This is a genomic window from Pseudarthrobacter sp. MDT1-22 (genome assembly GCF_054511035.1).
Genome location: NZ_JBTNDK010000005.1, coordinates 168,628 through 189,246, shown reverse-complemented (window position 1 = coordinate 189,246; position 20,619 = coordinate 168,628). Strand labels below are relative to the sequence as shown.

At 66.7% G+C, this 20,619-nt stretch carries 19 protein-coding genes; 8 read left to right on the top strand and 11 right to left on the bottom strand.

From position 1 onward, the window contains the following. Window positions 1-218: 218 nt before the first annotated feature. From ACX80M_RS06485 to ACX80M_RS06465, 5 genes are all read right to left on the bottom strand, one after another. Window positions 219-1,679 (bottom strand): amino acid permease, encoded by a 1,461-nt coding sequence (locus ACX80M_RS06485; protein ID WP_252614065.1) that lies wholly within the window; start codon window positions 1,677-1,679, stop codon window positions 219-221. A 187-nt stretch (window positions 1,680-1,866) separates the two neighbouring features. Then, window positions 1,867-2,250: a Rieske (2Fe-2S) protein gene (locus tag ACX80M_RS06480; RefSeq protein WP_252599903.1), complete on the bottom strand. Its 384-nt coding sequence runs from the start codon at window positions 2,248-2,250 to the stop codon at window positions 1,867-1,869. Continuing rightward, window positions 2,247-4,763 (bottom strand): nitrite reductase large subunit NirB, encoded by a 2,517-nt coding sequence (gene nirB / locus ACX80M_RS06475; protein ID WP_252614066.1) that lies wholly within the window; start codon window positions 4,761-4,763, stop codon window positions 2,247-2,249. The genes ACX80M_RS06480 and nirB overlap by 4 nt, the downstream gene beginning before the upstream one ends. Continuing rightward, window positions 4,763-5,110, bottom strand: coding sequence for a molybdopterin oxidoreductase (locus ACX80M_RS06470; protein WP_104060431.1), 348 nt, complete (start codon window positions 5,108-5,110; stop codon window positions 4,763-4,765). Before ACX80M_RS06470 ends, nirB begins: the two co-directional genes overlap by 1 nt. Window positions 5,111-5,253: 143 nt before the next feature. Continuing rightward, entirely contained in the window at window positions 5,254-6,963 is a 1,710-nt protein-coding gene (locus tag ACX80M_RS06465) for an ABC-F family ATP-binding cassette domain-containing protein (RefSeq protein WP_252614067.1), read from the bottom strand. Between the two features lie 221 nt (window positions 6,964-7,184). Here ACX80M_RS06465 and ACX80M_RS06460 point away from each other — a divergent pair, with 221 nt between their 5' ends. Together ACX80M_RS06460 and ACX80M_RS06455 are read left to right on the top strand one after the other, a co-directional pair. Beyond that, complete coding sequence (locus ACX80M_RS06460) at window positions 7,185-7,700, top strand: histidine kinase (RefSeq protein WP_252610605.1); 516 nt, start codon at window positions 7,185-7,187, stop codon at window positions 7,698-7,700. Continuing rightward, the gene (locus ACX80M_RS06455; protein ID WP_252610607.1) at window positions 7,700-8,563 is read left to right on the top strand and encodes a DUF4097 family beta strand repeat-containing protein; all 864 of its coding nucleotides are present in this window, start codon (window positions 7,700-7,702) and stop codon (window positions 8,561-8,563) included. Before ACX80M_RS06460 ends, ACX80M_RS06455 begins: the two co-directional genes overlap by 1 nt. 109 nt (window positions 8,564-8,672) lie before the next feature. Here the strand turns inward: ACX80M_RS06455 and ACX80M_RS06450 are convergent, their stop codons facing one another. Genes ACX80M_RS06450 through ACX80M_RS06440 form a run of 3 tightly spaced genes read right to left on the bottom strand, consistent with a single transcriptional unit; the run spans window position 8,673 to window position 11,386 of the window. Beyond that, on the bottom strand, window positions 8,673-9,506 hold the full coding sequence (locus tag ACX80M_RS06450; protein ID WP_252599945.1) for a metal ABC transporter permease: 834 nt from the start codon (window positions 9,504-9,506) through the stop codon (window positions 8,673-8,675). A 48-nt stretch (window positions 9,507-9,554) separates the two neighbouring features. Then, window positions 9,555-10,376, bottom strand: coding sequence for a metal ABC transporter ATP-binding protein (locus ACX80M_RS06445; protein WP_252599898.1), 822 nt, complete (start codon window positions 10,374-10,376; stop codon window positions 9,555-9,557). Then, window positions 10,376-11,386 (bottom strand): metal ABC transporter substrate-binding protein, encoded by a 1,011-nt coding sequence (locus ACX80M_RS06440; protein ID WP_252614068.1) that lies wholly within the window; start codon window positions 11,384-11,386, stop codon window positions 10,376-10,378. The genes ACX80M_RS06445 and ACX80M_RS06440 overlap by 1 nt, the downstream gene beginning before the upstream one ends. 143 nt (window positions 11,387-11,529) lie before the next feature. On the opposite strand from ACX80M_RS06440, the gene ACX80M_RS06435 reads away from it, so the two are divergent. From ACX80M_RS06435 to ACX80M_RS06420, 4 genes are all read left to right on the top strand, one after another. Then, window positions 11,530-12,291, top strand: coding sequence for a CPBP family intramembrane glutamic endopeptidase (locus ACX80M_RS06435; protein WP_252610613.1), 762 nt, complete (start codon window positions 11,530-11,532; stop codon window positions 12,289-12,291). A 62-nt stretch (window positions 12,292-12,353) separates the two neighbouring features. Continuing rightward, window positions 12,354-13,337: a 1,4-dihydroxy-2-naphthoyl-CoA synthase gene (locus ACX80M_RS06430; protein ID WP_459309271.1), complete on the top strand. Its 984-nt coding sequence runs from the start codon at window positions 12,354-12,356 to the stop codon at window positions 13,335-13,337. A 74-nt stretch (window positions 13,338-13,411) separates the two neighbouring features. Beyond that, window positions 13,412-14,614 carry an AMP-binding protein gene (locus ACX80M_RS06425; protein WP_459309270.1) on the top strand — a complete coding sequence of 401 codons (1,203 nt, stop codon included), beginning with the start codon at window positions 13,412-13,414 and terminating at the stop codon, window positions 14,612-14,614. Between the two features lie 79 nt (window positions 14,615-14,693). After that, window positions 14,694-15,575: a 1,4-dihydroxy-2-naphthoate polyprenyltransferase gene (locus tag ACX80M_RS06420; protein ID WP_459309269.1), complete on the top strand. Its 882-nt coding sequence runs from the start codon at window positions 14,694-14,696 to the stop codon at window positions 15,573-15,575. A gap of 32 nt (window positions 15,576-15,607) precedes the next feature. On the opposite strand, the gene ACX80M_RS06415 is transcribed toward ACX80M_RS06420, so the two are convergent. Further along, window positions 15,608-15,949 (bottom strand): DUF4229 domain-containing protein, encoded by a 342-nt coding sequence (locus tag ACX80M_RS06415; protein WP_252599893.1) that lies wholly within the window; start codon window positions 15,947-15,949, stop codon window positions 15,608-15,610. A gap of 60 nt (window positions 15,950-16,009) precedes the next feature. Here ACX80M_RS06415 and ACX80M_RS06410 point away from each other — a divergent pair, with 60 nt between their 5' ends. Together ACX80M_RS06410 and ACX80M_RS06405 are read left to right on the top strand one after the other, a co-directional pair. Further along, a complete protein-coding gene (locus tag ACX80M_RS06410) occupies window positions 16,010-16,471 on the top strand; it encodes a PLD nuclease N-terminal domain-containing protein (RefSeq protein WP_459309268.1) in 462 nt (153 codons plus the stop codon). A 7-nt stretch (window positions 16,472-16,478) separates the two neighbouring features. After that, complete coding sequence (locus ACX80M_RS06405) at window positions 16,479-17,105, top strand: hypothetical protein (RefSeq protein ID WP_459309267.1); 627 nt, start codon at window positions 16,479-16,481, stop codon at window positions 17,103-17,105. A 9-nt stretch (window positions 17,106-17,114) separates the two neighbouring features. Here the strand turns inward: ACX80M_RS06405 and ACX80M_RS06400 are convergent, their stop codons facing one another. After that, complete coding sequence (locus tag ACX80M_RS06400; protein ID WP_252614071.1) at window positions 17,115-18,608, bottom strand: dynamin family protein; 1,494 nt, start codon at window positions 18,606-18,608, stop codon at window positions 17,115-17,117. Continuing rightward, complete coding sequence (locus ACX80M_RS06395) at window positions 18,605-20,566, bottom strand: dynamin family protein (RefSeq protein WP_459309272.1); 1,962 nt, start codon at window positions 20,564-20,566, stop codon at window positions 18,605-18,607. The genes ACX80M_RS06400 and ACX80M_RS06395 overlap by 4 nt, the downstream gene beginning before the upstream one ends. Between the last annotated feature and the right edge of the window lie 53 nt (window positions 20,567-20,619).

The following is a 20,619-nucleotide window of genomic DNA, read 5'->3' as shown; positions in this document are numbered from 1 at the left end:
GGGACCGGGCCGGCCGACGCATCGAAATAAAGACAGCCAAAGCGTCAGACAGGCTCTGAGTCAGACCAACCCGAACCCCACATCAATCATTACTGACAGGCTCCACCAACGACGACGGCGGGCCGCCCCCGAAAGGGTGACCCGCCGACGTCGGACTTCTTAGCGTCCGACTTCTTAGCGTCCGTCCGCAGAGCGTCCGGCTGCTGAGGCGAAAAGACCTAGCAGAAGAGCTCGCTCTTGGGCTCGTTGTGCTTGACCTTCTGCCAGCCCAGCCACAGGACCAGGGCGAAGAACGGGATGGTGGCCAGTGTCCAGAGACCGAGGTGGAATACCTCGCCGGTCTTGCTGGTCATGGTGTCGAAGCCGATGAGCACGGCGATGGCCAGCAGCGCAATGAGTCCGGCCCAGCTGCTCCAGGTTCCGCCGGGCGCGGGCAGGGAGGAGACCTTGCCCTTCTTGTGGCGCAGCGCGATCTGGCTGGCGAAGATGGCGCCCCAGGTGAAGATCACGCCGATCGATGCGGAGTTGAGCGCGAGGTCGAAGGCGTGTGAGCCGCCCAGCCAGATGTTCAGCAGGATGCCAACGAGGTAGACGGCGCCGATGGCCAGGATGGCGGCGTACGGCACGTGGCTCTTGGACATCTTGGTCAGCCACTCCGGGGCGTGCCCGTTGTTGGCCATGGTCCGGAAGATCCGGCCGATCGAGTACAGGCCCGAGTTGCAGGAGGACAGCGCGGCGGTGATGACGATCATGTTCATAACATCGCCCATCCAGCCAAGGCCCATCTGGCCGAACACGGTGACGAACGGCGAGGTGCCGGCCACGTACTGGTCCGAGGGAAGCAGCATCGCCAGGAGCGTCACGGAACCGACGTAGAACACCACGATGCGGAAGACGACGGCGCGGATCGCTTTGGGAACTTCCTTGGCGGGGTCCTTCATTTCGCCGGCCGTGATGCCGACGAGTTCAATGCCGTTGTAGGCGAAAATCACGGCGTTCAGGACCAGGATCATCACCAGCGCACCCTTAGGGAACATTCCGCCTTCGGCTGCGAAGAGGTTGTTCACGCTGGCGTTGCCGTCGCCCACCTGGGCGTTGGTGACCACCATGAAAGTGCCCACGGCCAGGAAGATCACGATGGCGCCGACCTTGAGGCAGGATGCCCAGAATTCAAATTCGCCGAACGCCTTGACGCTCATGAGGTTGACGCCCACGAGCAGCAGCAGTGCTGCGATGGCGCTGAGTTCGACCGGCACGTTGGGGAAGAAGAACTGGAAGTACAGTCCGATCGCGATGAGTTCGGCGATGCCGGTCATGGCCCAGTTGATGAAGTACATCCAGCCGGACAGGTACGCGCCCTTCTTGCCGAACATCTCACCGGCGTAGCTGACGAAGGAACCCGACGTCTGGCGGTACATGATCAGCTCGCCCAGGGCCCGCATCAGCAGGTAGGCGATGACGCCGGCAATGGCGTAGGAGAAAATGAGCGCAGGGCCAGTGGAGGCCAGGCGTCCGCCTGCACCCATAAAGAGGCCGACGCCGATGGCGCCGCCCATGGCAATCATGGTGACCTGGCGTCCGCTCAGGGATTTTTTGTAGCCCTCGGCGCTGAGGGTGGAGTCGACGACGGCGGATTGCGCCGTCGGGCTCACGAGTTCTGTGGGGGTACTTTGAGGCACAACAATTCCTTGTAGGTAGGGGATTGGCCGGCACCCTTGGCAGGGACTTCTCCATCCCGAAAATTCGGTTTCTTGATGTTTCAAGGAATTTTCTGCATGGAAAGTCACAGTACGTCGAAGTTCGCGCGGCCTGTCTATCCTACAAGACTCAAACCGCAGCAAGTGACGCGGGCTACACCGAGCCCGGTTAAGCCAAACTATTGCCACGAATATGGGGATACTTCAGAACAATGTTCCGTTCGGCATCCTCCTGAACGCTGTACGTGCGCAAAGGTTCGGCGCCGGTGCTTGAGCAGCCCGTTTCCAGGCTGAACGCGTGCTGGTGCAGCGGGCACATCACCACCTCCCGGTCGATGGTGCCGTCCGCAATGGGGCCGCCGCGGTGGGGGCAGACCGCGGACAGGGCGCGCAGGGTCCCGTCCCGCAGCCGGAAGACCGCCACTTGCTCGCCGTCCACCCCGAAGGCCCTCCCCTCACCGAACGGGATCTGGTCCACCGGGCCCAGGATGTGGCCGGTGGTGATGACGGGCTCGGTGCTGGGCTGGTTAGCGTCTGTCTGGTCGGCGCTCATCGGACCGGCACCTGGGGCAGGACCGTGAGCGGCAGGGACGTGCGGAACTGGCCCGGCGTGAGTGGATCGTCGCGTTCACTCCACGGGTCCACGTAGCTGTCCACGGATGCCTGCATGGCCGCGTCCAGCGTGGCCGCGATGCCTTCGGAATCGTCCACGATCACTGCGCGGAGGTGTTCGATGCCCAGCCGCGGCACAAAGGAGTAGGTCCTTTCCAGCCAGTTGGCGTTCTCACGGTAGTACTGCATAAAGCGGCCGGTCAGGACCTTCACCTCCTCGGGGTCGTCCACGGTGGCCAGCAGGTCGCCCTTGCGGATGTGGGCGCCCGCCGCTCCCCCGACGTAGAGTTCCCACCGTCCGCCCTCCACAGCCACCACACCCACGTCCTTGACCAGCGATTCGGCGCAGTTCCGTGGGCAGCCGGACACAGCCAGCTTCAGCTTGGCCGGCGACTCGATGCCCTGGAACCGGGACTCGATCTCGATGCCCAGCTTCGTGGAATCACCGGTGCCGTACCGGCAGAAGTCCTTGCCCACGCAGGTCTTCACGGTGCGGAAGCTCTTGCCGTAGGCGTACCCGGAGGGCATGTCCAGGTCGGCCCAGACCTGCGGGAGGTCCTCCTTGGGGATCCCCAAGAGGTCGATCCGCTGCCCGCCGGTCAGTTTGATCAGCGGAACGTTGTGCTTCTCGGCGACGTCGGCGATGCGGCGCAGCTGCTGCACGGACGTCACGCCGCCCTTCATCTGCGGGACCACGGAGAACGTGCCGTCGCGCTGGATGTTGGCGTGCACGCGGTCGTTGATGAAGCGGGCGTCGCGTTCGTCGATGTACTGGTCCGCGAGCATCATTTTCAGCAGTGACGCGAGGCCCATCTTGGACTTCGCATCCTCGGCGCTCCCCGGAGCCAGTGCCGTGAACACCTGGGACACGGAGCGCAGGCCCTTTTTCCGGATGGCGGCCATCAGGGCCGGCTTGTCCAGCGGGATCCCGGGCACGTAGTAGCTGGCGGCCGGGTCCTCCTCCACCGCGCCGTCCGCCGCCCACTCCACCACCTGCTTCACCAGGAGTTTGCAGGAACCGCAGCCCCTGCCGGCGCGGGTGGCGTCCATGGCACCGGACACTGTGGTGCAGCCGCCCTTCACGGCGGCCACGAGTGCCCCCTTCGAAACGCCGTTGCAGTTGCAGACCTGGGCGCCGTCGTCGAGCTCGGCCACACCCACCGCCTCACCCGGCCCGCCGACGTCGAACAGCAGCGCGATCCGCTCTTCGGGCAACGGCAGCCCGCGGTCGTAGGCCTGCGTCAGGTAGGCCACCTTCCGGCTGTCGCCCAGGAGCGTGGCACCCACCATCTTGTTGTCGCGGACCACGATGGACTTGAAAATGCCGCGGCTGGGCTCCGAGAAGACGATGTGCTCGTCGGTGTCGAACTCGGGACCGTGCAGTCCCATGGATGCGACGTCGACGCCGGCAACCTTCAGCTTGGTGGCGGTCCGCGAGCCCAGGTAGGCCGAGGATGTGTCGACGCCGGTCACGTGGTTGGCAAGCACCACGGCCTGTTCCCACAGCGGCGCCACCAGCCCGTAGACCTCGCCGCGGTGCTGGACGCACTCCCCCACCGCATAGATATCGTCTTCGTCCTGGACCCGCAGCCGGTCATCCACCACAATGGCCCGCTCCACCGGCAGCCCGCTCAGCACAGCCACGTCCACGTTCGGCCGGATGCCCGCGGCCACCACCACCATGTCGCAGGCGATGTCCTCCCGGTCCCGGAGGCTGACGCCGCTGACCGTGTCCCTTCCGAGGACGGCAGTGGTGCGGCTGGACGTGTGCACCCGGATGCCTAGGGCCTCCACGCTCCTGCGCAGCACCGCGCCGCCGTCGGGCCCCATCTGCGCATTCATGAGGTGCCCGCCGGAGTGCACCACCTCCACGTCGATCCCGTGGCTTTTCAGGCCGTAGGCCGCCTCGAGGCCCAGCAGGCCGCCGCCGATCACCACCGCCCGCCGGTGATGCTCCTGCTGCGCATGCTGGACCATCTTGCGGGTGTCATCGATGGTGCGGAACCCGAACACACCGTGCTTCACGGACCCGCCCGGAGTGTACAGCCCGTCCATCGGCGGCATGTGGGAGCGGCTCCCGGTGGCGATGATGAGGGTGTCGTACGGTGTCACGCGGCCGTCATTGGAAAAGACGTGCTTCGTGAACTTGTCGATCCGGTCAACACGGACCCCGGCGTGCAGCGTGATGCTGTTCTCGCGGTACCAGGGCAGCGCGTTCAGGAAGATGTCGGCGTCGCTTTCCTCGCCGGAGAGGACGTGGCTGAGCATGATCCGGTTGTAGTTGCCGTAGGGCTCGTCGCCGAACATGGTGATGGTGAATTGCTCGGCGCCGCCGCGGGCCAGGATCTCCTCCACGGCCCGGGCGCCCGCCATCCCGTTGCCCACCACCAGCAGCCGACGGCGTGGCGCGGCGCCTGCGTGCCTGCCCTGCGGCCGGTCCAGCACGCTGGTCATCAGTGCTCAACCATGCCCAGGTCAACAACCACGGATCCCCCAACACCATCCGGGGCGGCGAGATAGAGCTCCACCACCGAGCCGCCGTCGATGTCCTCCACGACGCGCAGCGGCACATGGACATCGCTCTTGGCGCCGATGGGGAAATAGCGCATGGGCACGCCGTTCCGCATCAGCACCACGGTGATGAGTTCACTGCTGGAATTGCCGCCCCGGAAGTAGAGCGTCTGGTTGATGACGCCGTCCGGAACGTAGTGCGAGAGTTCGCGGTGGATGGGGACGGGTTTCTCCAGCCCGGTGCCCACAAACGGGAAGATGCCCTGCAGGAAAAGGTTCTTGGTGATCACGGACAGATCCTTTCGGCCGGCGGGAGACTGGCATAGGCCTATCTTCCGCCGCCGATGTTTCCGCCTGCCGGTCGGTGCGTAACTTTTCCTTTGCGCAAATCTCACCGCTTCCGGGCCGCCACCGGCCGGCCCCTGCGACTACATCAGGCCGGGGCCAGCACGCCCTTGTCCATCGAGTACCTGATCCAGCGGCCGGATTCGTCCGTCCGCGAGGTGTCACTCTTCTTGGCGCACTTGGCAAACCAGTCCCGGAGGGCGCGGTCGTGGCTGACCATAACCAGGGTCCCGGTGAAGCCGGCGAGCGCCTCCTCGAGCTGCTCCACCAGGACCGGCGCCAGGTGGTTGGTGGGTTCATCCACAATCAGTGTGCCGTAACCGCCCAGCAGCAGGCGGGCCAGGGCAAGCCTGCGCTGCTGGCCCGCGGACAGGCTGCCTACGGGGACGTGGAACTCGCTGGTGCGGAACAGCCCCAGGCGCAGGAGTGCCTCGGCGTGCTCATCGATGTTGCCGCCGAGGCCCGCCGCGAAGGCCGGCAGCAGGCGGAGCGTGGGCCGTTGCGGCAGTTCGAGTTCCTGCTGCAGGTAGCCCACCCGGGCCGGCCGCTGCACCCTCCCGCCAACGGGCTCCAGGGTTCCCGCCAGCACGGAGAGCAGCGTGGATTTTCCGGCGCCGTTCGGGCCGGTGATGAGGATCTTCTCGCCCGTGCGGGCCGCGAAATCAGTGACGCCCAGGCGGCCTGGAACCGCGACGCCGCGGGCAACGAGGACCGCCGATGCCGGCAAGTGGGAGTCCCCGGATGCGGTGGTCGCCACGGAGGCACCCGAAGGAGCCTCCGGTTCCACGGCCAGCTCCGCCGCCAGCCGCAGCGGCACCGGCGGGCGGTCGATGGGGCTCGCTTCCAGCCGCCGGAGCCGTTCCTGCGCGTTGCGGACCTTGCTGGTGGCCGCTTTCTGCCAAGTGCCGGCCTTAAAGTCGAAGCCCACCTTGTCATTGTCGCGCTGGCGGGCGTAGCCCATCTTGTCGGTCACGGTGTCCGCCTGCCGCTGCTCCGCCTCCATCGCGACGATCCACTCGTGGTACTGCTGAACCCAGCGCTGGCGTTCGGCGGCCTTCTCGCGGAGGTAGCCGTCGTAGCCGTTGCCGTAGCGGGTCACGGTACGGCGCTCGGCATCAACCTCAATCACGGTGCTGGCCACCTTGCGGAGCAGCACGCGGTCGTGGGACACCACCACCACTGTCCCGCGATGGGCGGCCAGCCGGTCCTCCAGCCAGGCGGTTCCGCGGGCATCGAGGTGGTTGGTGGGTTCGTCCAGGAGCAGGATGTCCGCCGGATCGGCCAGGACACAGGCCAGCGCCACGCGTTCCTGCTCGCCGCCGGAGAGCGATCCCAACGTCCGCTTCCGGTCCAGGCCACCCAGGCCCAGCCGGTCGAGCGCCGCCTCCACACGGGATTCCGCGGCGTAGCCCTCGCGCAGCTGGTACTCGGTCTGCAGCCGGCCGTAGGTTTCCAGCTCGTCGTCCTCGGCATCGGCGAGGCCGGCCTCCAGCCGGTCAAGTTCGGCTTCGAGGGCGCGCAGCGAGGACAGGGAAGCGTCGACGGCGGCTCCCACGGTGAAGGATTCGGGCAGGCCGTGCGTCTGGGCAAGGTAGCCCACGCGGCCGTGGCTGACCGCAGTTCCTTCGTCGGGCGCTTCCAGCCCTGCCAGGATCCGGAGCAGCGTGGATTTGCCGGCGCCGTTTTCACCGACGATGGCAACATGCTCGCCGGCCGTGATGACCAGGCCGATTCCGTCCAGCAATTGCCGGTCGCCGTAGCCATGGGAGATGCCGGAAAGGTTCAGTTGTTCAGTCAAGACAAGTCCTCGCAAGATTCCGCAGTGTGGCCGCCGGAACTGATGCTCGACGGCGGCCCTGGATTCGGGGGAACAGTCCGGCATAGCCGGGCTGTTGCTCAGGACTTCATCGCTCCAGCTTCCCCGCCGGAAGCCGCAGCGTCAAGCCGGGACACCACCGGTGACACCAATATTCGCCAGAAAGTATTGACATGACACCAAAGTGACGTCAAAATGGTGTCATGCAACTCAACCAGTACGTATCCGCCGTCCAGCATCAGCTGGGCGTCGCGGCCGAAGCCGGTGGCCCTGAGGCCCGGGAACTCAGCGACCGCCTCACTGCCGCGCTTGAGTCCACCGTCCGGCTCGTCCTCCTCGAAGCCCTCTCCGACGCCGCCAGCGAGATCACCCTCGAGCTGGCCCCGGCGTCGGTGGAGGTACGGCTCCGGGGCCGCGATCCGGAGTTTGTGGTCACCAGCCCGCCCGTTGCCAGCGACTTCGAAGCGGTGACGGAACGGTCCAGCCAGCCTTCCCGGCAGACTCCGGAAGAGTTCGACGGCGCCAGCACCTCCCGCACGACGCTCCGCCTTCCCGATCACCTCAAGCAGCAGGTTGAAGAGGCCGCCGGCATTGAAGGCCTGTCCGTAAACTCCTGGCTGATCCGGGCCGTCGCGGACGCCCTCAACGGGAACCAATCCACCCAACGGACCATTCGCCGCGATCCCGGCGAGCAGAACTTCACAGGATGGGCACGCTGATGAAAACCTTCGAGACCCCCCAGCCAATCGCCGTCGTGGTGGACGTGTCCGTCCGTGCCGACATTCTGGTTGTGGCCGGCAACCGCACCGACACCGTGGTCAACGTCCGGCCCCGCGAAGCAACCCGGGCCCTGGACATCAAGGCGGCGGAGCAGACCACCGTGGACTACACGGATGGACGCCTGCAGGTAAGGCTGCATCCGCAACGCCGCCACACCTGGTTCAGCGACGGCGGCGCCGTGGACATCGCAGTTGAAGTGCCCATCGGCTGCAGCCTTGAGTTGAAGTCCGGAATGGGCGATCTCCGCTGCGAGGGCGAATTCAGCTCCGCCGAACTGAAGACGGACATGGGCCACGTCCACCTCGACCACTCCACGGAACTCCGGGTCCACACGGGCATGGGCGACGTGACCGTGGAACGCGTCGCGGGGCGGGCGGAAATCAAGACCGGCTCGGGCAAGATTCGGATCCGGGAAATCGACGGGACCGCCAGCGTCAAGAACGGCAACGGCAGCACGTACATCGTGGATGCCGCCGGTGAACTCAAGGTCAGTGCCGCCAACGGGGACGTCTCCCTGGAACGCGCCGGCGTCACCACCACCATCAAGGCCTCCAACGGCGACATCACGGTCGGCGAGGTGGTCCGCGGAATCCTCACCCTACAGACCGCCGCAGGTTCGTTGGCCATCGGCGTCCGCGAAGGCACCGCCGCGTGGCTGGACCTCAGCACCAAGTACGGTCGCGTCCGCAACGGACTCGATGCCACCACCGGGCCAAGCGAGACGGACGCCAAAGTGGAGATCCGCGCCCGCAGCGCCTACGGCGACATCACCGTGCGGCGCTCCCCCGTTCCCACCCGGTAAACCACACCAGGTCAGACCACAGCAAAAGAACAACGCGGGGTCACTTAACGCTCATGTTTCCCCTCGTATTGGGCAGTAATTGACCCCGCGTTGCTGTGGACTCCCGGGCCTAGGCAACCAGAAGCGCGGCGGCCTTCCTGCGGCGGGCCTTCGCCAGCCGGGTGCCGATCAGTCCCTGCCGGGGGCTGAACAGGTAGACGGCAGCGAACACCACGCCCTGCGTGAGCACCACCATGGCGCCCGAAGCCGTGTCCAGGTAGTAGCTGAAGTAGATGCCGGCGATGGAGCACACCGCTGAAATCACCGGTGCGATGACCAGCATCCGGTTGAAGCGGTCCGTGAGCAGGTAGGCGGTGGCACCGGGGATGATGAGCATCGCCACCACCAGCACCACGCCCACCGTCTGCAGCGCCACCACCGACGTCAAAGCCAGCAGCCCCATAAGCAGCGCCCCCAGCCGTTTCGGGGAGAGCCCGATCGCGTGGGCGTGCGTGGGATCGAACGCATAGAGGGTCAGGTCGCGGCGCTTCAGGATCAGGATGACGAACGCGACGACGCCGAGCACCAGCACCTGGATCAGGTCCGGGATGCTGACGCCCAGGAGGTTGCCGAAGATGATGTGATTCAGGTCAGTCTGGCTGGGCGTGACGGAGATCAGCACAAGGCCCAAGGCAAACAGCGAGGTGAACACAATGCCGATGGCGGCGTCCTCCTTCACGCGGCTGGTGTTGCGGATGACGCCGATCAGGGTCACCGCGATCAGCGCGAACACCAGGGCACCGAGCGCAAACGGGGCGCCCACAATGTAGGCCAGCACAACGCCGGGCAGCACGGCGTGGGAGACGGCGTCGCCCATCAGGGACCAGCCGATCAGCACCAGCCAACAGCTGAGGACAGCACAGACGACGGCGGCGAGCGCGGTGGTGACGATGGCGCGGACCATAAAGTCGTAGCTGAGCGGTTCGAGCAGAATGTCGAAGATTTCCACGGGTCAGCCCCTGCTCTCGATGGTGGCGGAGGCGCCGGCGGCTGCGGGGTGGACGACGGCGGCCGTGACGGCGGGGTGGGGAGGTACCGGAAGGTCGCGGTTCAGCACATCCAGGCCGAACGCCATGGCGAGGTTCTCCGGCTGGAGCACCAGTTCCGGGGCGCCGTGCATCAGGACCCGGCGCATGAGGAGCACGGCTTCGTCGCACAGGTTGGGCAGCGCGTGGAGGTCGTGGGTGGAGATCAGGATGGTGCAGCCGTCGGAGGCCAGCTCGCGCAGCAGCCGGGTGATGGTGGCCTCGGAGCGCTTGTCAACGCCGGCGAACGGTTCGTCCAGGAGCATCATGGTGGCACCCTGGGCAATGCCGCGGGCCACAAAAGCACGCTTCTTCTGCCCGCCGGACAGCTGCCCGATCTGCCGTTCCGCGTACTCGCCCAGTTCCACGCGGTCCAGCGCCAGATCGACGGCGGCGCGGTCGGCCTTGGAGGGGCGCCGGGTGAAGCCCTGGTGCCCGTAGCGTCCCATCATCACCACATCGCGGACGGACAGCGGGAACTGCCAGTCAACGTCCTCGCTCTGCGGCACATAGCCGATCCCGCCCTCCTTGCGCGCCCTGGTGGGTGACTGTCCGCCGATCAGTACGCGGCCGGCGTCGGGCTTGATCATTCCCATGATCACCTTGAACAGGGTGGACTTCCCGGACCCGTTCATGCCGATCAGGCCGCAGATCCGGGCGGCGTCCACGGTGAGCGAGGCGGAATCGAGCGCCAGGACCTCGCCGTAGTGGACGGTGACGTTTTCAACGAGGATGGCCGGGGAGCTCATTACTTCGCCCCTGCTGGGGCCCCGGTGGAGGTTCCGGCTGAGGTGCTGGCCAGGGCCTTGGTGATGACATCGGCGTCGTGCCTGATCAGGTCCAGGTAAGTGGGTACGGGCCCGTCGGCTTCGGACAGCGAATCCACGTATAGCGTGCCGCCGAACTTCGCTCCGGTGGCGCCCACCACCTGCTGCATGGGCGCATCGGACACCGTGGATTCACAGAACACGGCAGGAACCTTGTTGGCCTTGACGTACTCGATGGCGCGGGTGATCTGTTGCGGCGTGGCCTGCTGTTCGGCGTTGACGGCCCAGATGTAGACCTCTTTGAGCCCGGCATCACGGGCCAGGTAGGAGAATGCGCCTTCGCAGGTCACCAGGGCGCGCTGGTTCTCCGGGAGGCCTGCGAGGCTTGCTTTCATCTCGTCCTGCACACCCTGCAGTTCGGCCTTATACGCGTCACCGTTGGCTTTGAAGACCGCTGCGTTATCCGGGTCAAGCTCGCTGAACGCCTTCACCATGTTGTCCACATAGATCTGCACGTTCACGGGCGACATCCACGCATGCGGGTTCGGTTTGCCCTGGTAGGAGTCCTCGCTGATGGACATGACCTCCACACCGTCACTGACCACGGCGTGCGGCACGTCCAGGCCCTCCACGAACTGCCCGAACCAGGCCTCGAGGTTCAGGCCGTTGTCCAGGATGAGGTCCGCCTTGGCTGCCTTGCGGATGTCGCCGGGGGTGGGTTCGTAGCCGTGGATTTCGGCGCCCGCCTTGGTGATGGACTCCACCGTGAGCTTGTCCCCCGCAACGTTCCGGGCGACGTCGGCGAGCACCGTGAAGGTGGTCAGGACCACGGGCTTGTCACTGTCACGGGCGCCCGACGCGTCACCCCCGCACGCGGTAAGGGACAGGGAAAGGAGGACGACGGCGGCGGCGCCGGCAGCGCGGAACGCCGCCGTTCCCCGGGCGAGGGTTCGGACGGCGACTTTGGCGCGCCGAAACAAAAATTTAGGCATACCGAACATTCTACGCGACGCCGATCTGGCCCCGCAATGTGACGCCCACCCGCCCACTCCCAACTAGGTAGCGCTAACTGTCGCTTTGGGGCCTCAAAACGACAGTTAGCGCTACCTAGTTGGGAGGGAGCTAGGCTGAAGACATGGCCATCACGCACCGGAAACCACCCGCGCCGCAGCCCGAGCTGTACCGGTTTTCCGCCCTTGATTTCACCGCCGTCGGCCTCTATGTGGCCGCGGCCGGGCTCTTCGCCGTGGCCGGGGAACTGCTGGTCCCGCTCATAAGCCAGCTTGCCCCCAGCCCGGCCGCGGCGTCGTACGCCGTGAACCTCATCTTCTATGGCTCGATCGGGATCCTGGCGCTGGCCGCCGCCCGCCGGGTGGTAGCCCGGGACCTGCGCGTGCTGGCCACCCGTCCGTGGTTCACGCTGCTGATGGTACCGGCGGCGGTGGTGGCCATGATGATCCTCACGGCGGTGGTGGTGTCGGCCGGCGGCGGAGTGGAGACGTCGGCAAACCAAGCCGGACTGCAGGCGCTGATGCAACAGGTTCCTGCCTGGCTGATGGTGCCGGTCCTGGTGGTGGTGGGCCCGTTTGTGGAGGAGTACATCTTCCGGCACCTGCTGATCGGCAAGCTCAGCCGCCGGCTCAACATCTGGCTGTGCTGTGCCCTCTCTGTGGTCCTCTTTGCCGGCATCCATATCGCAGGCCAGGAAGCCATCACGCTCAGTGCTTTGCTCCCCTATCTGGCCATGGGCGGCACGCTGGTGTTTGTCTACGTGTGGACCGGGAAGAACCTGATGTTCTCCTACTTTGTGCACGCGGCGAAGAACCTGCTGGCGGTCATCTTCATCTACGCCATCCCGCCCGAGCTATTCGAGCAGTTGCAGCAGGTCCAGCCCTGACAGCTGCCGTTCCCGAGGGCAACGAGTTCTGCATCAGCTGACCCGATTACTAGACTTGTCCGGTGAGCAACCAACTTCCCGCCAAGGTGTCCGACGTCTTTGACCCCACCCGCTGGCGCACCGTGTCCGGTTTCGACGACTTCCAGGACATGACGTACCACCGGCAGGTAGAGCGGGTCTCGACAAGCTCGACCACCGGGACGGGCTCAACAACCGGAACGGAAACCAGGGACCTGCCCACCGTCCGCATCGCCTTCAACCGCCCGGAAGTCCGCAACGCCTTCCGCCCCGGCACGGTGGACGAGCTCTACCGCGCCATGGACCACGCCCGCATGACCCCGGACGTCGCCACGGTCCTGCTCACCGGCAACGGCCCCTCCCCCAAGGACGGCGGCCACAGCTTCTGCTCCGGCGGGGACCAGCGCATCCGCGGCCGCGACGGGTACCGCTATGCCGACGGCGAGACCCAGGAAACCATCGACCCCGCCCGCGCCGGACGCCTCCACATCCTCGAGGTCCAGCGGCTCATGCGGACCATGCCCAAGGTGGTCATCGCCGTCGTGAACGGCTGGGCTGCCGGCGGCGGGCACTCCCTGCACGTGGTCTCGGACCTCACGATCGCCTCCCGCCAGCACGGCAAGTTCAAGCAGACGGACGCCACGGTGGGAAGTTTCGACGCCGGGTACGGCTCGGCGCTGCTGGCCCGCCAGATCGGCCAGAAGTCCGCCCGCGAGATTTTCTTCCTGGCCCGCGAGTACTCCGCGGACGACATGGTCCGCATTGGCGCCGTGAACGAGGCCGTAGACCACGAGCGCCTCGAAGAGGTGGCCCTGGAATACGCCGCGGACATCGCCCGGCAGTCACCGCAGGCCATCCGGATGCTGAAATTCGCCTTCAACCTTGCCGACGACGGCCTGGCCGGCCAGCAGGTCTTCGCCGGCGAAGCCACCCGTTTGGCCTACATGACGGACGAGGCGGTGGAAGGAAAGGAAGCCTTCCTGGAGAAACGCGCCCCGGACTGGTCCCGCTTCCCGCACTACTTCTAGGCACCACGTCTAGGCACAAACTTCCAAGCCGGCCGGCCTCCAGGCCCCGGCTGACTTCAAAGGCAGGACGGCACATGAATCTCGGAACCCAGACCATCGGTCCCACGGACATCGACCCGGTGCTCAAAGCCCTGGCTGCCGCCCTCCACGGTGAGGGACCCGCCGTCGAACTTTCCGTGGGCCCCGACGGCGAACTGGTGGTGGGACACACCGAGACGCCCGGCTGCGATGACGCCGTGGCGGTGGTCCGCACGTCCGGCTCCACCGGCGCGCCGAAGGCTACCATCCTGACCGTCGAGGCGCTGGCGGCCTCATCCATGGCCACCGCCCTGGCGCTCAAGGGCGAGGGCCAGTGGCTCCTGGCCCTCCCCGTGCAGTACGTGGCAGGCGTGCAGGTCCTGGTGCGGTCACTGTTCGCCGGCACCCGCCCGTGGGTGATGGACATGTCCGGCGGTTTCACCCCCGAGGCGTTCACGGCCGGCGCCCTGGAGTTGACCGACAAGTTCCGCTTCACCTCGCTGGTCCCCACACAGCTCCAACGCCTCCTGGAGGCGCCGTCGCCGGAGACCCTGGCCGTCCTGCGGCGGTTCAACGGCATCCTGCTGGGCGGCGCACCGGCGTCGGCCGGGCTGCTGGACGCCGCCCGCGAGGCCGGCGTCAGGGTGGTCACCACGTACGGGTCCGCCGAAACCTGCGGCGGCTGCGTGTACGACGGCGTGCCGCTGGACGGCGTCCAGGTCCGGGTGGCCGACGACGGCCGTATCCTGCTGGGCGGCGACACCGTGGCCGCCGGGTATGTGGATGCGCCCGAAGCGACGGACACGTTTTTCGAGGAGGACGGCGTCCGCTGGTACCGCACCAATGACCTCGGCACGCTGGACGCGGACGGCCGGCTCACCGTGCTGGGCCGCGCCGACGACGTCATCATCACCGGCGGCGTCAAGGTCTCCGCCGCGCATGTGCAGGAAGAGCTGGAAAAGTCCGACGGCGTTGCGGCGGCTTTTGTGGCCGGCGTCCCGTCAACGGAATGGGGCCAGGCCGTGGCCGCCTTTGTTGCGCTCGACGCCGCTGCCTCCGGCGCCACCGCGGACTCAGGTGTCGCGGGCTCCCCAGCAGGGGATCACACCGTCGTACTTAAGGAGGAATGGCACAGGCGGCTGGGCCTCCTGGCGCCGAAAACCGTCCTGGCTGCCCCGGAACTGCTGATGCTTCCCAACGGCAAGCCGGACCGCCTGGCGATGATCGAACGGCTCAACGCGCTGCATCAGGGAAAGTAGAGTAGAGCTGCACCGGCGGCCCGTTCGCGGCCGCCACCACCGTTTCACCGTTCTCCCGACCCAACACGAGGTACTGACCGTGGCCACAGCCGCACAATGGATCCAAGGCGCCCGCCTCCGCACTTTGCCGGCCGCCATCGCCCCGGTACTGATCGGCACCGCCGCGGCCTACGAGCTGGATTCGTTCCGCCCCGTTAATGCCGTGCTGGCCGCCCTGGTGGCGCTGCTGCTGCAGATCGGCGTGAACTACGCCAACGATTATTCCGACGGCGTCCGCGGCACCGACGAGGACCGCGTGGGACCCCTGCGGCTGGTGGGTTCCGGCGCCGCCCAGCCGGAACACGTCAAATATGCAGCGTTCGGCGCCTTCGCGGTGGCCATGCTGTTCGGCCTGGCGCTGGTGTTGATCACCCAGAGCTGGTGGCTGATCCTGGTGGGAGTCGGCTGCGTCATGGCCGCCTGGGGCTACACCGGCGGCAAGAACCCCTACGGCTACATGGGCCTGGGCGACGTCTTTGTGTTTGTCTTCTTCGGCCTGGTGGCAACACTCGGCACCACCTACACCCAGGCCGGCCAGGTCAACCTGCCGGCCGTTATCGGCGCGATCGGTACCGGTCTCATTGCCTGCGCCCTGCTGATGGCCAACAACGTCCGCGACATCCCCACCGACATCCAGACCGGCAAAAAAACCCTGGCCGTGCGCCTGGGCGACAAGCACGCCCGCGAAAGCTACGTGCTGATGCTCGCCGTGGCCGTCCTGCTGGTGGTCATCCTGGCTCCCGGGCGGCCGTGGATGCTGATCGTGCTGCTGCTGATCCCGGCCTGCCTGATGCCCGCCTGGCTGATGATCAACGGCCGCAAGCGCAAAAGCCTCATTCCCGTGCTGCAGCAGACCGGCATGATCAACCTCGGCTACAGCCTGCTGTTCTCACTGGGACTGGTGCTCAGCCACGGATTCTAGGCCGAATCCGGGCGGGGTCAAGGACTCGGGCTCTAGGACTCGGGTGCCTTCGGGGCCGGTGTTCCGGTTTCGGGGGCCTTCGGGCCGCTGTTCCGGATGGTGACATCCGGGTTGGCGTCCAAGAGGCTGTCCTCGGCTTCGGCGTCGGCCACCTCGCTTTCACTGCGCAGCGGCTTGGCGTTGCCGGAGAGCCGTCCGTGAATGGCGGCAGCGGCGGCGTCGCGCTGTTTCTGGAAGAAAAGGTAGCTGACCGCAAACGCGATCAGCGCTGCGCAGATGACTGACAGCACCGCCCCCAGCTTCAGGAACATAAAGAGCACAAAGAGCGGCGCAAACAGCGCCAGCCGGATCAGGGAGTATTTCAGAAAAGCCACGGTTCAAGTTTAGCCGCTCTGCCTGAACGCCCCCGGCCCGCGGACGATAGACTTAATGCCATGCTCTTCCGTGTGGTTCTCGCCGTCGCCATTCTCGTCATCTTTGTGTATGGCCTGGTGGACGTGATCCGCACTGATGGCCGCCTCACCCGCGGGATCTCCAAGCCGGCCTGGATCGTGGTGATGATTGTCCTTCCGGTGCTCGGCGCCATCCTGTGGCTGCTGATCGGCCGTCCGCGTGACTCAGCCCCGGTCCGCCAACCGCGCAGCCACCCCACCGCGCCGGATGATGATCCCGATTTCCTCCGCAACCTGGAAATGCGCCGCCGCAACCAGGCCGACGCTGCCCGCCTCAAGAAGCTCAAGGATGACCTTGAGGCGAACGCCAAGGCGGACGGCGGTCCCGCTCGCACCGGACAGGACAACGCCGGTACGCGGGGCAAGGATGGGATCGGCCACGACGAAGCCGGCGGTGCCAGCACGGGAGACACGGACACCCACGATACCGGCGACGTAAAGTAGGCAAAACGTGGCCCAGCACCCCGACGGAGAATCCCAACAGCCAGTTGCACCCGCCGGGGCTGCCACGCCCCCTCTGCCGCCGCCGCGGCCCGGGCTGTCCTACGCCGCGCCGGCGCCCATCGTTGTCATTCCGCCGACACCGCGGAGCGTCCGCCTAGCGCGGACCTTCTGGCTGTTCAGCTTCGTGGCAGGCCTGGCCGTGCTCATCGGTTCCTTCCTCACCCTCGACTCACACCTGGAGCGGCTCCGCACCGTGGTGGACCAGATGTCCCCCGGCGGCGGACCTGACGCTGTAACCACATCCGCGGCCATTGTTTTCTGGGGCAGCCTGGGCGCCCTGCTGCTGGTGATCCTGCTCGAAGCGGCGGCGCTGGCAATTTTCTCAGCGCGCCGCGGCTGGTCCCGCTGGCTCATGATCCCGCTGCTGGCCGGGCAGGTAATGGTCATGGTGGTGGCCGCAGCTTTCCTCGTCCCCGAGGGCGACGCCGGCAGTTACGTTGTGATGCTCTGGGGAGCCCAGCTGCTCCTTGCGTTCCTCGGCCTTGTGGCGGTTTTTGCGCCGTCGGCGGGCAGGTGGCTCAAGGCAGCGCGGATCCAGTCGGCGCAGGTCAGGCCGGCGCGGACGCGGCAATAAGGGCTGACCTCAGGCGGACTGCGGGTGCAGCTGCAGGGCGGAGCATTCAGCCACGACGCCCTCACAGCTGCGCATCACCACGCGGCAGGCCTCCACGGCTGAGCGCTCCGTCAGCGGGTTTTCCGATACCGTCCGCCACCGGTTCAGGCAGCGGCGGGCTTCGGCCAGGACTTCGTCCGGTCCGGCATCCGGAGCCAGCCCCAGCCTCAGGGCGGACGCCGCTCCCCAGCCGCCGACCAGCCTTTCGGCTTCCGCCGCCAACTCATCGCTGAGGGATACACCGGTGGTACGGATCGTGGCGAGCAAGCGGAGCTCACGGAACTCATGGGCGTTGGCCTGAAGGCGTTCCAAGGCTGCGGCCAGGCGGCCGGCCCCCTCCCTGGGCGCGCTGCGCAGCAAGCTTTCCACTCCCACCAAGGCAGTACGGGCTTTGAGGGCATCCCCGCGGGCCTGGAACTGCCGGGCCACAAGGTGCAGCAACGGGTCCAGCCCGCTGCGCCGGGCCAGTTCATGCGCCAGTGGCGTGGGTTCAGTGAAGCCACTCCGAATCAGCACTACGCCCAGCCGTATCCCAAACAGCCCGAACCGCTCAAGGAGGGAGGCGCGGGCTTCGGCGCCCAGGCTTTGCGGGACAGTGGCCCTGATGAACCTGTCCGCCGAGAGCAGCATCCGCTCCCGGTCGGACCGCTCCATGCCGGCCAGGACCTGCATGGACTCGAAGTCCGACTGGCGCATGCTGCGTGCGCTTTGCGCCAGCAGCCCGGCCACCGGGACCACCCCCAACGCCAGCTTCCGCAGGCTGTGGTCCCGGCGGTACCGGTCAGCGATGTCACCCGCGGAGAGCAGCGAATCAATGCGGCCCGCACCGATCTCGTCGGCACGGGACAGCACGGCAAGGGCGTTCACGGTTCCCGACCTACCCGTCTCGGTATCCCTGAAGGATTCGAGGAACCGCAGGTCCGAGGCGTGCATGTGGCGCATGAGGTAAATGATGGCATCAGCCTCGGAGGGCGCGTCCACGGGGATGAGGAAATCGGTGGACCGGGCAGAGACGTCTTCGGACAACGAGGCAATTCCCGGGGTGTCTATCAGGGTGAGCTCGCGCAGGGCCGGCGAGGGCCACTCCACCACCAGCCGTTCCATGTCCTCGGCGCGGGCGTTGCCCAGGACAAACACCAGGCGGCCGTCCACGCGCTTCAGCGGCAGGATATGCGGTTCACCGGCAATTGGGTAGGCCGTGATCCGCGGCGTGTGCCCGTAACGGTACCAGGTCACAATCCTTGTGCATTCCCCGGTGTCGGTCGGGGCGATCTCCTCCCCGATGATGGCGTTCAGCAGCGTGGATTTTCCCGCCTTGACCATGCCTGCCACAGCGATCCTGAGGGGCTCGGACAGCCGCCTGGCATAAGTCTCCAATGCCGCAGCCGCAGCGGGGTCGTCCGCATACACGAGCAGGGCGTCCTGGATCAGGTCCGCCACTCCCGCGCTGATGGACTCCTTCATCTGCCCGCCGCACCCACCGGCGCCGTGCCCACCGGCTGGCCGCCCGCCGTCGGACTTCCCGGCGCCGGGTTTCCCGACGCCGTGCCGCGCCCGGCCGGAGACTGCTCCGCCGGAGACTGCGCGGCCTGCGGCCCCGGGGATTGGGCCACTTCGGCGGCCACCAGGCCGGCGGCATGGTGCAGGGCGTCCACCTTCTTGAGCTCGGCCTTGATCTCGCGGATGCGGATGTCCTTTTCCAGCGTGTAGGTGGTGGCTGCCTTCTGGGCCGCCGCCACCGAATCCGCCAGGGAGCGATGGTGTTCGTCCGCGATTTCCGTGAAGTGGTCCCGGGTGGAGCGCTGCACCAGCCGGAGCCGGTCCTTGAGCTGCTTGCCCACCTGGAACGTGACATCGTCCAGCTGCCGGCGGACCAGCGCCTTGGCTTCGGCCTGCCGGCGCTTCAGCCGTGCTTCCTTGTCCTCGCGGTACGCCTTGCGGCCCAGCAGCAGGCCCGCGCCCACTGACAGGGGATTGATCAGGGCCATGCCGAAAATCCCGGTCAGGAGCCCGAACATCAGCACGCCGCCGTAGGACCCGCGCATGCCGATCAGGACCTTCTGCAGGGGGTTGATGTGCCCGTCGTCGAGCCTTGGCATGTTGTCCACCGGGTCCAACGCGTCGTCGGTGTCCGAGATGTGAAGCACCGGCAGGACCACTTCGTCCTCTGAAAAATGCTCCGCCACCTGTGCGGCCAGCCACTGCGCGCGTTCGCTGGTCCACACAAACGTGTCCGAGATCGCGGCGGCGGCGCACTCCTCGAGCCACGCGGAAAACTGGGTCCAGGTGGGGCCGGGATCGCCCTGGTCAATAGCGGCCTCGGCTTCGCGCTGGATGCGCCGCAGGCGGTCCCGGAGGTCGTACTCCATGTCCGCGATCAGGTCGCCGATGCCGTCGTTGAGCGTAATCTGCCACCGGGCGGAACGTTTGCGCAGCTCATCGGCCTGAGACTTCGCCTCCTCCAGCCCTGCAATCATCCGCGGCGTCCCGTCAGGATCCTCAAGCGCTCCCAGCTCGGACCGCAAGGACAGGCGCAGGTTCTCAGTCACGGAGAGCAGGTCCTGGCTGACGGAGCGCCGTTGCAGCCGCTCCGCCTTGCCCACAATTTCATTCCGGAGGTGGCCGATCAGCACGGGGAAACCCGACTCGGCGTTGAGTTCGCTGTCCTGAAGGCGTGCAGCCTCCAGCCGGAGATCCGAGGAAACCGCGAACAGCGGGATGTCCGGCGCCACCTGCGCGAGCTGGGCACGGTCCATGGCCTCCACACGCCGCCAGTCCGGATACAGGTCCGTTTTGGACAGGATGCCTGCAACGCTCGGGGTGATCCGCATGGCCTGGCGCAGGAACCGCATTTCGGGCTCGGTGTATTCCTGCGAGGCGTCTGAAACCAGCAGCATGGCGTCCGCTGTGGGCAAGGCTGTGAGGGTGGTCAATGTGTGCGAGGAGCCCAGTCCCCCCACACCCGGGGAATCGATGACCGTCAGCCCGCCGGCCAGGACCTTGCGGGGCAGGAAAACTTCGGCCGCTACCAGCTTCTTGACGTTTCCGGGGTTGCCCCGCTCGGAAACGTAAGCCGCCAGGTCCGCTATGTTGATGGGCTGCCGCTCCAGTGCGGCGTCGTCGCCGGGCTCTGTGCCGGCTTTGGGCAGCAGGATGGCAGCGGACGCGGGTTCCCCGTGGCGGACCACGGTGGGCACCGAGGTGGCGATGTCGTCGTCGACAGGGCACACCGGGGCGTTCACCAGGGCGTTGATAAGTTTGCTTTTTCCTTGCTTGAATTCCCCCACCATGATCACGCGGATACTCGGATCCTTCAGCCGGCGCAGGGTCTGGTCCAGGCGTTTCCGCAGGTCCGCGCGGTCCCCTATCCCCACCAGCTCGATGCCCTGCTCCACCAGCAACGCCAGCTGGCCGGCGTTCATCGGCACCGGCGCACGTCCAGGACCTCCCGGTCGTTGCGATTCAGCCATGATCT